The 13511-nt window shown below is 65.8% G+C and carries 12 protein-coding genes and 1 tRNA gene; 1 reads left to right on the top strand and 12 read right to left on the bottom strand.

Annotation, left to right across the window (positions count from 1 at the left end):
- The 12 genes from nuoH to AC5QAB_RS01450 all read right to left on the bottom strand — a co-directional run bounded on the left by nuoH (window position 1) and on the right by AC5QAB_RS01450 (window position 11432).
- On the bottom strand, window positions 1–1095 hold the full coding sequence (gene nuoH / locus AC5QAB_RS01395) for an NADH-quinone oxidoreductase subunit NuoH (protein WP_014037948.1): 1095 nt from the start codon (window positions 1093–1095) through the stop codon (window positions 1–3).
- Window positions 1092–3326, bottom strand: coding sequence for an NADH-quinone oxidoreductase subunit NuoG (gene nuoG / locus AC5QAB_RS01400; protein ID WP_049442381.1), 2235 nt, complete (start codon window positions 3324–3326; stop codon window positions 1092–1094). The genes nuoH and nuoG overlap by 4 nt, the downstream gene beginning before the upstream one ends.
- Complete coding sequence (nuoF, locus tag AC5QAB_RS01405; protein WP_014647866.1) at window positions 3323–4663, bottom strand: NADH-quinone oxidoreductase subunit NuoF; 1341 nt, start codon at window positions 4661–4663, stop codon at window positions 3323–3325. The genes nuoG and nuoF overlap by 4 nt, the downstream gene beginning before the upstream one ends.
- 4 nt (window positions 4664–4667) lie before the next feature.
- Window positions 4668–5195 carry an NADH-quinone oxidoreductase subunit NuoE gene (gene nuoE, locus AC5QAB_RS01410; protein WP_014647867.1) on the bottom strand — a complete coding sequence of 176 codons (528 nt, stop codon included), beginning with the start codon at window positions 5193–5195 and terminating at the stop codon, window positions 4668–4670.
- 97 nt (window positions 5196–5292) lie between these two features.
- A complete protein-coding gene (locus AC5QAB_RS01415; RefSeq protein WP_032957439.1) occupies window positions 5293–6600 on the bottom strand; it encodes an NADH-quinone oxidoreductase subunit D in 1308 nt (435 codons plus the stop codon).
- Window positions 6597–7346: an NADH-quinone oxidoreductase subunit C gene (locus AC5QAB_RS01420; RefSeq protein ID WP_197561162.1), complete on the bottom strand. Its 750-nt coding sequence runs from the start codon at window positions 7344–7346 to the stop codon at window positions 6597–6599. Before AC5QAB_RS01420 ends, AC5QAB_RS01415 begins: the two co-directional genes overlap by 4 nt.
- A 33-nt stretch (window positions 7347–7379) precedes the next feature.
- Window positions 7380–7934 (bottom strand): NuoB/complex I 20 kDa subunit family protein, encoded by a 555-nt coding sequence (locus tag AC5QAB_RS01425; protein WP_005417936.1) that lies wholly within the window; start codon window positions 7932–7934, stop codon window positions 7380–7382.
- Window positions 7925–8281, bottom strand: coding sequence for an NADH-quinone oxidoreductase subunit A (locus AC5QAB_RS01430; protein ID WP_008265012.1), 357 nt, complete (start codon window positions 8279–8281; stop codon window positions 7925–7927). Before AC5QAB_RS01430 ends, AC5QAB_RS01425 begins: the two co-directional genes overlap by 10 nt.
- A 111-nt stretch (window positions 8282–8392) precedes the next feature.
- Window positions 8393–8477: transfer RNA gene (locus tag AC5QAB_RS01435), tRNA-Leu, on the bottom strand.
- Window positions 8478–8528: 51 nt separating this feature from the next.
- Entirely contained in the window at window positions 8529–8966 is a 438-nt protein-coding gene (gene secG, locus AC5QAB_RS01440; RefSeq protein WP_014647871.1) for a preprotein translocase subunit SecG, read from the bottom strand.
- Window positions 8967–8997: 31 nt separating this feature from the next.
- On the bottom strand, window positions 8998–9753 hold the full coding sequence (gene tpiA / locus AC5QAB_RS01445; RefSeq protein ID WP_197561163.1) for a triose-phosphate isomerase: 756 nt from the start codon (window positions 9751–9753) through the stop codon (window positions 8998–9000).
- A gap of 743 nt (window positions 9754–10496) precedes the next feature.
- Window positions 10497–11432, bottom strand: coding sequence for an isopenicillin N synthase family dioxygenase (locus tag AC5QAB_RS01450; RefSeq protein ID WP_014647873.1), 936 nt, complete (start codon window positions 11430–11432; stop codon window positions 10497–10499).
- Window positions 11433–11626: 194 nt separating this feature from the next.
- On the opposite strand from AC5QAB_RS01450, the gene AC5QAB_RS01455 reads away from it, so the two are divergent.
- Window positions 11627–13504, top strand: a complete 1878-nt coding sequence (locus tag AC5QAB_RS01455) for a sulfatase-like hydrolase/transferase (RefSeq protein ID WP_197561164.1) — start codon at window positions 11627–11629, stop codon at window positions 13502–13504.
- Window positions 13505–13511: the final 7 nt, after the last annotated feature.

Here is a 13511-nt window from a genome sequence, read left to right on the forward strand (position 1 = left end):
TTAGACGCCCTTTTGAATCACGCCGAAGAACACCATGACGGCGGTAACCGCGATCCACAGAATGGCCAGCGGGATGAAGACCTTCCAGCCCAGGCGCATGATCTGGTCGTAGCGGAAGCGCGGGAAGCTGGCACGGAACCAGATGTAGGCACTGGCGAAGAAGAACACCTTGACGAACAGCCACGGCGCGCCCCCCTTCCAGATCCAGTCGACCAGCGGCGAGACATCGCCGAAGTTGACCCAGCCCTGGACCGGGCTCAGCCAGCCGCCGAGGAAGAAGATCGAGATCAGGAAGCTGATCAGGATCATGTTCGCGTATTCGGCCAGGAAGAACAGGGCGAAGGCACCGCCGGAGTATTCGACCATGTGGCCGGCGACGATTTCCGATTCGCCTTCCACCACGTCGAACGGCGCGCGGTTGGTTTCAGCCACGCCCGAGACCCAGTAGATGACGAACAGCGGGAACAGCGGCAGCAGGAACCAGTCGAAGAAGCCGGAACTGCCGGCCTGCGCCATCACGATGTTGCTCAGGTTCAGGCTGCCCGAGGCGATCATCACGCCGACCAGGGCGAAGCCCATGGCGATTTCGTAGCTGATCATCTGCGCCGAGGCGCGCATCGCACCCAGGAACGCATACTTCGAGTTGGACGCCCAACCGGCCAGGATGATGCCGTAGATGCCCAGCGAGGTCATCGCCAGCAGGTACAGCAGGCCGGCATTGGCATTGGACAGCACGATCTGCGAATCGAAGGGCACCACCGACCAGGCCGCGAAGGCCGGGGCAAGGGTGATCAGCGGGGCCAGCAGGTAGATCGCCTTGTTGGCGCTGCTCGGCTGGACCACTTCCTTGAACAGCAGCTTGAAGACGTCGGCGAAGGCCTGGAAGATGCCCATGCCCACGTACATCGGGCCGTGGCGGACGTGCATCCAGCCGATCAGCTTGCGTTCCCAGACCACGTAGAAGGCCACCGAGATGATCACCGGAACGGCGATCACCAGGATCTTCAGGATGATCCAGATCAGCGCGCCGATGTCACCGAGGCCCAGCAGCCACTGGTGCAGCGGGTCGACCGCGTTCAACAGCAATTCGTTCATGCAGCCACCACCGATACGCGAGCGGCACCCAGCGGCGCGGTCGCGCCGTGGCCCGATTCAATCCAGACCGAACCCGCAGCGACGCGGGCGTCGACCACCACCGGCAGGGTGGCCTTGCCGGCATCGGTGCCGACCTTGGCCATCTGCCCTTCCTGCAGCTGCAGGCGAGCGGCATCTTCAGCGTTCAGCACGATGCGCGGGGCGTTGTTGAGCGGATGCGACTGCAGCGCCGGGGCGCGACGGACCACCGCATCGGTGCGGTAGATCGCGGCGGTCGAAGCCACTTCCAGGCCTTCGCCGGCAACCACCGGCTGCGCCGAAGCGGCAACGGTGACCGGTACCGGGGCCAGGCTGGCGCGCAGGCCGGCCAGGTCGGTGAAGTCGAAACCGGCCACGGCCAGCTCGCCGCCCAGGGCGCGCAGCACGCGCCAGCCTTCACGGGCCTCGCCCGGCAGCTTGCCGCCGGCACGGGCCGACTGCTCGCGACCATCAAGGTTGGTCAGGGTGGCGTCGATTTCCGGCAGCGCACCGATCGGCAGGATCACGTCGGCGACGTCGCGGGTCGAGGCACAGGCGAACTGGCTGAAAGCCACCACCTGGGCACCGGCCAGCGCCTTGCGCGCGGCAGGTGCATCGGCGAAGTCCAGGCCCGGCTCAAGGCCGTACACCACATAGGCCTGGCGCGGCTGCGCCAGCATCGCGGCGACGTCCTTGCCGGCCGGCAGCACACCGGCGCGGGTCAGGCCAACGGCGTTGGCGCCCTGCGGGATGCGGCACAGCTTGGCACCGGTGGCGGCGGCGAACTCACGCGCAGCAGCGCGGATCGCGGCAGCCTGCGGGTGGTTTTCGGCGATGCCACCGACGATCAGCACGGTGTTGTTGCCGCCCTGCACTGCCGAACGCAGCTCGGCGTTGGCCAGCGCGTCGACGAACTTGGACGGTGCGACGATCTGCTTGCCGGCGATGCTGAAGGCGAAGTCGAAGTCCACCGGGTTGACGACATGGATCTTCGCGCCCTTGGTGGTCTGCGCCTTGCGCAGGCGGGCGTGCAGCAGCGGCAGTTCGTGGCGGATGTTGCTGCCCAGAACGACGATGCGGTCAGCGCCTTCGATTTCGGCCAGCGGCAGGCCGAACACTTCGGCGGTTGCGGCGTCGGAGAAATCGCGGTTGTTGATGCGGTGGTCGATGTTGCCCGTGCCCAGGCCCTTGGCCAGGCGGGCCAGCAACGCACCTTCCTCGTTGGAGGTGGACGGGTGCACCAGCACGCCCAGGTTGTCGCCCTGGTTGGCCTTGAGGATCTCGGCGGCCGCGGCCAGGCCTTCGGCCCAGCTCACTTCCTTCCACTCGCCATTGACCTTGCGCAGCGGCTTGACCGCACGGTCTTCGCTGTACAGGCCCTGGTGCGAGTAGCGGTCACGGTCGGACAGCCAGCACTCGTTCACCGCTTCGTTGTCGCGCGGCACGGTGCGCAGCACTTCACCGCGACGCACGTGCAGGAACAGGTTCGAACCCATCGCGTCGTGGTAGCCCAGCGATTCGCGCGCGGTCAGTTCCCACGGACGGGCGCGGAACTGGAACACCTTGTTGGTCAGCGCGCCGACCGGGCAGACGTCGACGACGTTGCCGGACAGCTCGGTGGTCAGCGGCTTGCCGTCGAAGGTGCCGATCTGCAGGTTCTCACCGCGGTACATGCCACCCAGTTCGTAGGTACCGGCAACGTCGGCGGTGAAGCGGACGCAGCGGGTGCACTGGATGCAGCGGGTCATCTCGGTGGCGACCAGCGGGCCCATGTCCTCGTCCGGCACCACGCGCTTGCGCTCGTTGAAGCGGCTGACCGAACGGCCATAGCCCAACGACACGTCCTGCAGCTCGCACTCGCCGCCCTGATCGCAGATCGGGCAGTCCAGCGGGTGGTTGATGAGCAGGAACTCCATCACCGAGCGCTGGAACTTCAGTGCCTTTTCGCTACGGGTGGCGACCTTCATGCCGTCCATCACCGGGGTGGCGCAGGCCGGCGCCGGCTTCGGCGACTTCTCCACGTCCACCAGGCACATGCGGCAGTTGGCGGCGATCGGCAGCTTCTCGTGGTAGCAGAAGCGCGGAATCGGAATACCGGCCTTGTCGGCCGCCTGGATGATCATCGAACCCTTGGGCACGACCAGCGACTTGCCATCGATCTCGATGGTCACGTGATCCGGTGGCACGTTCGGGTTTACGGGTTGCGCGCTCATGCGGCGGCTGCCTCCACCTTCTTGCCGTCAACCATCGAATGACCGTTGACGATGTAGTACTCGAATTCGTCCCAGAACTGGCGCAGGAAGCCCTGGATGGGCCATGCAGCCGCTTCACCGAACGCACAGATGGTGTGGCCTTCGATCTGCCCCGCCACCGCCTTCAGCTGGTGCAGGTCTTCCATCGTGGCCTTGCCGGCGACGATGCGCTCCAGCACGCGGTGCATCCAGCCGGTACCTTCACGGCACGGGGTGCACTGGCCGCAGGATTCCTTGTGGAAGAACTGGCTGATGCGGCAGGCGAACTTGACGCAGCAGACGCTGTCGTCGAGCACCACGATCGCGCCCGAACCCAGGCCGGAGCCCAGTGCACGGATGGTGTCGTAGTCCATCGGCAGGTCCTCCAGCTCGGCCGCGGTCAGCACCGGCATCGACACGCCGCCCGGGATCGCGCCCTTCAGCGTGCGGCCCGGACGCAGGCCACCGGCCATTTCCAGCAGGTCGTGGAATTTGGTGCCGAGCGGCACTTCGAAGTTGCCGCCGTTCTGCACGCAGCCGGACACCGAGAAGCACTTCGGACCGCCGTTGGCGGTCAGGCTCAGGCCCTTGAACCACTCCGGACCGTTGCGGATGATCGCCGGCACCGAACCGTAGGTTTCGGTGTTGTTGATCGTCGACGGCTTGCCGTACAGGCCGAAATTGGCCGGGAACGGCGGCTTGTAGCGCGGCTGGCCCTTCTTGCCTTCCAGCGATTCCATCAGCGCGGTTTCTTCGCCGCAGATGTACGCGCCGGCGCCCAGCGCACCGTAGATGTCGATGTCCACGCCGCTGCCGAGGATGTTCTTGCCCAGCCAGCCGTTCGCATAGGCGTCGGCCAGGGCCTGCTCGAAGTGCTCGAACGGCTCGTGGTGGAACTCACCGCGCAGGTAGTTGTAACCCACGGTCGAACCGGTGGCGTAGCAGGCGATCGCCATGCCTTCCACCACCGAATGCGGGTTGTAACGCAGGATGTCGCGGTCCTTGCACGTGCCCGGCTCGGATTCGTCCGAGTTGCAGAGGATGTACTTCTGCATGTTGCCCTTGGGCATGAAGGACCACTTCAGGCCGGTCGGGAAGCCGGCGCCACCGCGGCCGCGCAGGCCCGAGGCCTTGACCATCTCGATGACCTGCTCCGGCGGGATCTTCTCTTCGAGGATCTTGCGCAGGGCGGCGTAGCCACCGGTCTTCAGGTAGCTTTCGTACGACCACGGCGTGTCGTAATGCAGGGTGGTGTAGACCACCTGGTGCGGCAGCGGCGCGGGGCCGACCGGACCCTTGGATTCGTGGTGATGTGCCATGCCCTTACTCCAGCCCGTCCAGCAGCTCGTCGACCTTTTCCAGGGTCAGACGCTCATGGTAGTGACCGTTGATGACCATCATCGGCGCGCCGCCACAACCGGCCAGGCACTCTTCCTCGCGCTTGAGGTAGACGCGGCCGTCCGGGGTCGATTCACCGTGCTTGATGCCCAGCTTCTTCTCGCAATGGCGGACGATGTCCTCGGCGCCATTGAGCCAGCAGCTGATGTTGGTGCAGATGGCCACGTTGTTGCGGCCCACCTTCTCGGTCTCGAACATCGAGTAGAAGCTGGCGACCTCGTAGGCCCACACCGGCGGCAGGTCGAGGTACTTGGCGACGGCGGCGATCAGCTCGTCGGTCAGCCAGCCCTGGTTCTGCTCCTGGGCCGCATGCAGGCCCTGCAGCACGGCAGAGCGCTTGCGGTCCGGCGGGAACTTGGACAGCCAGTGATCGATGTGAGCGCGGGTCTTGTCGCTCAGCACCACCATCGGGTCGACGTCGCGCGCCGCCTCGAAATTACCTGTCGCCTTCATCGGCCGACCTCAGCGAAATGCATAACGTGAAATTCCAGAAACTGCGGCGCCGGCTTGCGCCGGCTGCCTGCAGCGGGCGTTGGCGTGGCGGACGGCATTACCGGTCAACCTCGCCGAACACCAGGTCATAGGTACCGATCATCGCCACCACGTCGGCCAGCATGTGGCCGCGCACGATCGAATCGATCGAGGACAGGTGGGCGAAGCCCGGTGCGCGCAGGTGCACGCGGAAGGGCTTGTTGGCGCCATCGGAGACCAGATAGCAGCCGAATTCGCCCTTGGGCGCTTCCACGGCCGCATAGGTTTCACCCGCCGGTACGCAATAGCCTTCGCTGAACAGCTTGAAGTGGTGGATCAGCGCTTCCATGTCGTCCTTCATGTCCTCGCGCTTGGGCGGAGCGACCTTGAAGTTCTTGACCATGACCGGGCCGGGGTTGGCCTTCAGCCACGCCACGCACTGCTTGATGATGCGGTTGGATTCGCGCATTTCGGCGACGCGGACCAGGTAGCGGTCGTAGCAGTCGCCTTCCTTGCCCAGCGGGATGTCGAAATCGACAGCATCGTACTTGGCGTACGGGCGCTTCTTGCGCAGGTCCCAGGCCACGCCCGAGCCACGCAGCATCACGCCGGTCATGCCCCACTGGTGCGCCAGTTCCGGAGTGACCACGCCGATGCCGACGGTACGCTGCTTCCAGATGCGGTTGTCGGTCAGCAGGGTTTCGTATTCGTCGATGCGCTTGGGGAACTCGACGGTGAAGTTCTCCAGGAAGTCCAGCAGCGAGCCTTCGCGCGAAGCATTGAGCTGCTTCAGCGCCTTGCCCTTGTGCCAGCGCGATTCCTTGTACTTCGGCATGTGGTCCGGCAGGTCGCGGTAGACACCGCCCGGGCGGTAGTACGCCGCGTGCATGCGCGCGCCGGAGACCGCTTCATAGCAGTCCATCAGCTCTTCGCGCTCACGGAAGGCATACAGCATCACGGCCATCGCACCCAGGTCGAGCGCGTTGGAGCCCAGCCACATCAGGTGGTTGAGGATGCGGGTGATCTCGTCGTACATGGTGCGGATGTACTGCGCACGCTCCGGCGCCTCGATGCCCATCAGGGTCTCGATCGCGCGCACGTAGGCGTGCTCGTTGCACATCATCGACACGTAGTCGAGGCGATCCATGTAGCCGATCGACTGGTTGAACGGCTTGGACTCGGCCAGCTTCTCGGTGCCACGGTGCAGCAGACCCACGTGCGGGTCGGCACGCATGATGGTTTCGCCGTCCATTTCCAGGATCAGGCGCAGCACACCGTGAGCGGCCGGATGCTGCGGGCCGAAGTTCATGGTGTAGTTGCGGATTTCCTGCCGGCTTTCGGCGGCGTTGCTGGCGAACGCTTCGCCGGCCTGGTGTACGTGGCTCACTTCACTGCCTCCTGCGCGCGCTCACCGGCTGCGGTCTGCAGACGGGCGTCGTCACGGATCACGCGCGGCACGCCGACACGCGGCTCCACCGAGGTGACCGGTTCGTAGATCACGCGCTTCTTTTCTTCGTCGTAGCGGACTTCGACATTGCCGATCAGCGGGAAGTCCTTGCGGAACGGATGGCCGACGAAACCGTAGTCGGTCAGGATCCGGCGCAGGTCCGGGTGGCCTTCGAAGATCACGCCGTACAGGTCGAACGCTTCGCGCTCGAACCAGTTCAGGCCCGGCCACACGCTGGTCAGCGAGGACACCAGCGGCAGCGCTTCGTCAGGGGCGAAGCAGCGCAGGTGCATCATCAGGTTGTGCTGGTACGAACGCAGCTGGGCGACCACGGCGAAACGCTGGGTCGGCATGTGCTGCGGGCGGGCACCGTCGGCACCGTTTTCCTCGGTGGGGAACTCGCCCCACGCGAAGCGGCCCTGGGCCTTGCCTTCGACGCCACGGCTGAAGCCCTGCGAGGACACGTCGGCGGTGTCCCATTCGTCGGAGCCATAACCGAGGTAGTCGACGCCGCACAGATCCACGGCCTGCTCGAAACCAAACTCGTCACGCAGCGCCAGGGCGGTGGCGTGCCACTCGGCGGCAGGCACTTCCAGCGTCACTTCGCCGCGGGGTTCGACCACGATGACCTTCGCACCAGCGAAACGTGCGGAGAGTCGGTCGATGAAGGATGCTTGCTCTGCCATGGGGGCTTGGCGCGCTCTTGTCAGGTGAAGGGGTCAGCGGGCGATGGTCTGTGTACGCCAGATCTTCTTCTGCAGCTGCAGGATCCCGTACACCAGCGCCTCGGCGGTCGGCGGGCAGCCCGGGACGTAGACGTCCACCGGCACCACGCGATCACAGCCGCGCACGACAGAATAGGAGTAGTGGTAATAGCCACCGCCGTTGGCGCAGCTACCCATCGAGATGACCCACTTCGGGTCCGGCATCTGGTCGTAGACCTTGCGCAGCGCCGGGGCCATCTTGTTGACCAGGGTACCGGCCACGATCATCACGTCGGACTGACGCGGCGACGGGCGGAACACCACGCCGTAACGGTCAAGGTCCAGGCGCGCGGCGCCGGCGTGCATCATCTCGACCGCGCAGCAGGCCAGGCCGAAGGTCATCGGCCACATCGAGCCGGTGCGCGCCCAGTTCAGCAGTGCGTCGACGCTGGTGGTGACGAAGCCCTTTTCCAGCAGCGGGTTGTCGCCTTCCGGCCGCAGGATGTCATCAACCCGGCCTTCCGGCGACGGGTTGTTCATGAGGCCATCGAGAGTCTGAATCACTCCCATTCCAGCGCTCCCTTCTTCCAGACGTAAATGAAACCGAGGAACAGCATGCCGACGAACAGGCCCATGGTGATGAGCGAACGGGCGCCCAGCTCCATGAAGACCTGGGTCCACGGCACGATGAAGATGATTTCCAGGTCGAAGACGATGAACTGGATCGCGATCAGGTAGTAGCGCACGTCGAACTTCATGCGCGCGTCTTCGAAGGCCTCGAAGCCGCACTCGTACGGCGACAGCTTTTCCAGATCGGGGCGGCGGGGACCGAGGAATCGACCAACCAGCATCAGCGTAATGCCGATACCGGTGGCAACGATCAGAAACAGCAGAGAAGGCAAATATTCGGCCAGCACAGCGATTCTCTCTTGCCTCTGCCGCCGCGCCTGCAGGCGCTTTGGCATGGGGGAGTGGACGGGAACCTGCCTGGCGCCTTGCGCGCCAGACGAACCCGCTTTACTTACAAATGGTGCCCAAGAGGGGACTCGAACCCCTACGACTTGCGTCGCTACCACCTCAAGGTAGTGCGTCTACCAATTCCGCCACCTGGGCAAACGATCACATCAGACTATCTTCCCGATGCGCCGCGTATTGTAACCGGCTTCAGTGTTTCTGGGAGCCTTCCGAAGGCTTTTCTTCACCAGAAACCGAAGATTCCGCCTGAGCCGGCACATTCGCCGCCGGAACCGGGGCGGCCGGGACCGGATCGGCCTTCGGAACGGCCGGCAGTTCGCCCGCCGGAGCCGCCGGCGCACTGGCCGCCGGGGCGGACATCAGGCCCAGGTCCTGGTCGGCCGCCGGACGGGTGCCGTGACCGGCATACCAGGCCATGAAGAGACTGATGCCGAAGAACACGACGGCCAGCCACTTGGTCGACTTGGACAGGAAGTTCGAGGCGCCACGCGCACCGAACACCGTACCCGAGGCGCCGGCGCCAAAGCCCGAACCCGCCGCCGCACCCGAGCCACGCTGCATCAGGATCAGCGCGATCATGGCCACAGCGACCAGCACGTAGACGACATTGAGGATCAACATCAGCATTGGAAACCGCCCTCGGACAATACTTCTAGGATTAGTTCGCGGCCGCCGCCCGTGCGATGGCCAGGAAGTCCGCGGCCACCAGGGAGGCGCCGCCGACCAGCCCACCATCGACATCCGGCTGCGCGAACAGTTCCCCGGCATTGTCGGGCTTCACGCTACCGCCGTAAACAATGGGCAGTGAATCAGCAATTCTAGCATCGAAGCGCGCAACTTCGCCACGGATGAACGCGTGCACCTGCTGCGCCTGCTCCTTGCTGGCGGTACGGCCGGTGCCGATGGCCCAGACCGGCTCGTAGGCGACCACGGCCTGGGCGAAGCCGGCCGCGCCGACCAGTTCCAGCACCGGCGCCAGCTGGCTGGCGATGACCGCTTCGGTCTGCCCGGCCTCGCGCTGCTCCAGGGTCTCGCCCACGCACAGCACCGGCACCAGGCCGGCATGCTGGGCGGCGGCGAACTTGCGCGCGACCAGCTCGCTGCTTTCATGGTGATACTGGCGGCGCTCGGAATGGCCGACCAGGCCATAGCGGGCCCCGACCTCGACCAGCATGGCCGCGCAGACCTCGCCGGTATAGGCGCCCTTCTCGTTGCTGCTCACGTCCTGCGCGCCGAAGGCCAGGCTGGTCTCGCCGAAGTCCTCGACCAGCTCGCCCAGGTACGGCAGCGGCGGCAGGATCACCACGTCCACCCCCTCCAGCGGCAGCCCGGCGGCCACCTGCCCCAGCAGTTCATTGGCGAATTGACGGCTGCCATGCAGCTTCCAGTTTCCGGCGACGATCTTGCGGCGCATGAGCGGGTGGCTCCTGTGTGAAGTCAGCCGGTCATGATACCCGTTGCGGCAAAAATCCGTTTCCTTGTAAGCGGTTACATGGATTTTCAGCCAACGGCGCAGCCCCTCGTGGCGGGAGTTTGTTTGGGTTGGTCGCGGAAAGCCCGGTTGGATTGGTGGGCTTGGCCGGGCGGGTGGGGATGGCGGGGGACGCCGTAAACCCCCAGGCCGGCCCAGCCGCTAGCGGCTGTGCGTTCGGGCCCTTGCGAAGCAGTGCTTCGCAAGCAAAGCGCCCTCACCCATGGGGGCTTGGCCGCGGCATCCATGCCGCGGACACCCCCGTCATCCCCACCCGCCCGGCCTCCGACACATTCCGGCGGTTCCGCCCGCCACGGAAAGAAAAAAGAAGAGCAAGAGCAAAAGCGGCATACCACGTGCCCTGCCCCACTTCGATCTGACAGATCTCATCCACGCATGGCGTGGATCTACCGTGTCGAGCAAGGTCGACACCCACCAACCGTCACCGGGAAACTGTCGGAGGCGGGGAGGTGTCGGATGGCGGGGTGTCCGCGGCATGGATGCCGTGGCCAAGCCCCCAGGGATGGGTTTACGGCGTCCCCGCCATCCGACACCTCCCCGCCTCCCCACGGAACACCCCAGAGCCGCTTTGGCTTTGGACTTGCCGGCCAGCGGCCGGCACTACCGCGGGTGCAGGGTGCAACCCTGCAAAGAAAAAGGCCGCCTTTCGGCGGCCTCACTTTTCCTTACTTCAGCTTGATCTCGCGCAGGCGTTCCTCGAGGAAGCCGTGGGCGGTGATCGCCTCCGGATACCGGCTCGGGTTCTCCGGGGTGATGCACGAGGGCAGCACGTCGATCAGGTAGTCGGGGTTCGGGTGCAGGAAGAACGGCACCGAATAGCGCGGCTGGCGCGCCAGGTCACCCGGGGGGTTGACCACGCGGTGGATGGTCGACGGATACACGTGGTTGGTCAGGCGCTGCAGCATGTCGCCGATGTTGACCACGATCGTGTCCGCATCTGACGTAAATGGCACCCACTCGCCGTCATGCGACTGCACTTCCAGGCCTGCGGCACTGGCGCCGACCAGCAGGGTGATGAAGTTGATGTCGCCATGGGCACCGGCACGCACGTTCGGGATGTCGTCAGTGGTGATCGGCGGGTAGTGGATCGGGCGCAGGATCGAGTTGCCGAAGTTGGTCTTGTCGGCGAAGAAGTCTTCCGGCAGGCCAATGTGCAGGGCCAATGCGGACAACACGCGCGACCCCAGGTTGTCCAGCGCCTGATACAGGCCGTAACCGCGCTCACGGAAACCTTCGACCTCGGCCGGCCACAGGTTCGGCGCCATCACGTCCCGGTACTTGGAATCGTCGGCGATCTCGCGGCCGATGTGCCAGAACTCCTTCAGGTCGAAATGCTTGGAGCCCTTGGCGGTTTCCACGCCGAACGGGGTGTAGCCGCGGGCGCCGCCGCTGCCGGCCACGTGGTACTTGCGCTTGACCTCTTCCGGCAGGGCGAAGAAAGCCTTGAAGGCATCGTAGGCCGCGTCGATGTCGGCCTGCGGGATGCCGTGGTTACGGATGCCCGCGAATCCCCATTGGCGGTAGGCCGCGCCCAGCTCGGCCACGAAGGCCTCGCGGTCGCTGTCGAAACGGGTGATGTCGAGGGTGGGGATCTGGCTCACAGCGGTTCCTGGCTTGTCGTTGGGTCTGAGGGGGCCAACGCATTCATGGCCCGCCTGAACATTGTGACAGATCGCCCGGGGGACGCCACTCGATACACGGAAACAAACCGATACAATGCGCGACCCGCGCGCGGAGCAACGCTTCCGTCACGTTGGCCCCGCCCCTCTCCTGCACCCCCTGAACCTGCCCCACCATGCCCGCAGCTGCCCCTGCCGCCCCTGCCATTGAAGGTTCCGCCCGGCGCTGGCGGCGGCTGGCCTGGTGGTCGCTGTTCATCGCCGGCAATGCGGTACTGGCCGCGGCGATTGCGCTGGGCAATGTACCGCTGCGTGACAATCCGGGCGGCGGCGCCGGCCTGGCCTATCTGGCGGTCGCCCTGCCCGGCCACCTGCTCGCGTTCGGTGCGCTGGCCGGCCTGCTGCCGCTGCTGCTGGGCCTGTGGCCACGCAGCGCGCGTACGCTGAGCATCAGCGCGGCCGTGCTGCAGGGCCTGTGGCTGTGCCTGCTGCTGGTCGACGCCAAGGTCTTCACCCTGTACCGCTTCCACCTCAATGCCATGGTCGTGAACATGGTGTTCGGCGGCGCCCTGCAGGACCAGGTTGCCCTGTCCTGGAAGACCTGGCTGCAGGTCGGCCTGCTGGTTGCCGCGGTCTTCACCGCCGAGGGCCTGCTGGCCTGGGCGTGCTGGAAACTGCTGCCGGCCGCGCCGCGCCGTCGACGGGTGCTGCAGGCCTGGGCGGTGGTCGCGCTGCTGATGGCCGGCGGCCAGGTCGCCACGGCCTACTACGACGCCCGCGGCGACCGTGATGTGATCGCGCAATGGAACTACCTGCCGTGGGCGCAGCCGATCACGGCCAAGAGCTTCATGCGGCGCCTGGGCGTGGTCAGCCAACAGCACGCCGGCCTGCCCGACCCGCGCCATGCGCAGCTGCTGTACCCGCTGCATCCGCTGCGCTGCCAGAGCCCACATCGTCCCAACGTACTGATGGTGGTACTGGAGTCGCTGCGCCACGATGTGCTGACACCGCAGCTGATGCCCAACACGTCGATGCTGGCGCAGGATGCGCGCGTCTTCGACCACCATTTCAGCACCGGCAATGCCACCCGCTACGGCCTGTTCGGACTGCTCTACGGCCTGCCCGGCGGCTATTGGCCGAGCATGCTTGACGAGCAGCGTGGCTCGCAGCTGTTCCAGGTGCTGGGCCAGCAGGGCTACGACCTGCACCTGTACGGCAGTGCGCCGTTGTACAGCCCGGAGTTCGATCGCACGGTGTTCGCCGATGTCCGCGACCAGCTGCACCAGGGGCCGGCAGCGCTGAAGTCAGACGGCCGCGACCGCGCGATCATCAGTGCGCTGCAGCAGGACATCCGCGCCAGCCAGGCCGCGCAGCGCCCGTGGTTCGGCTTCGTGTTCCTCGACTCCACCCATGCGCCCTACCACATGCCCGAGGGCTATCCGGCGGTGGCCACACCGATGGCCGCCGATATCGATTTCCTCAAATTCGGCCCGGAGCATGACCCGACGCCGGAACTCAACCGCTACCGCACCGCCGTGCACTATGCCGACAGCCTGATCGGCTCGCTGCTGGACGACCTGCGCGCACAGGGCCTGGCCGAGGACACCATCGTGCTGGTCACCGGTGACCATGCCGAAGAGTTCAACGACCTCAAGCTGAACTACTGGGGCCACAACGGCAACTTCTCCGACTATCAGCTGCAGGTCCCGTTCGTGCTGCATTGGCCGGGCAAGGCCGCTGGCCACGACGCACGCACCAGCTCGCACGAAGACTGGGTGCCGACACTGATGCGCCACGCACTGGGTTGCGAGAACGCACCGGCCGATTACAGCACCGGCCAGGACCTGCTGGCCGAGCCGCAGGGCACGCGTGCGCTGGTGGTCGAAAGCTGGTCGCAGCGCGCGGTGCGCCATGGCGATGCCATCTATGTGTTCGACAAGTTCGGCAACGCCACCGCCCTGGACCTGCGCTACCGGCCGCTGCCACAGCAGGCGCCCGATGCGGCCGCCGTACGCACTGCATGGGAAGCGCTGACCCGCTTCCGCAACCGCTGACCCTCAA

The sequence above is a fragment of the Stenotrophomonas sp. YJH_SMC_127 genome, assembly GCF_059372445.1.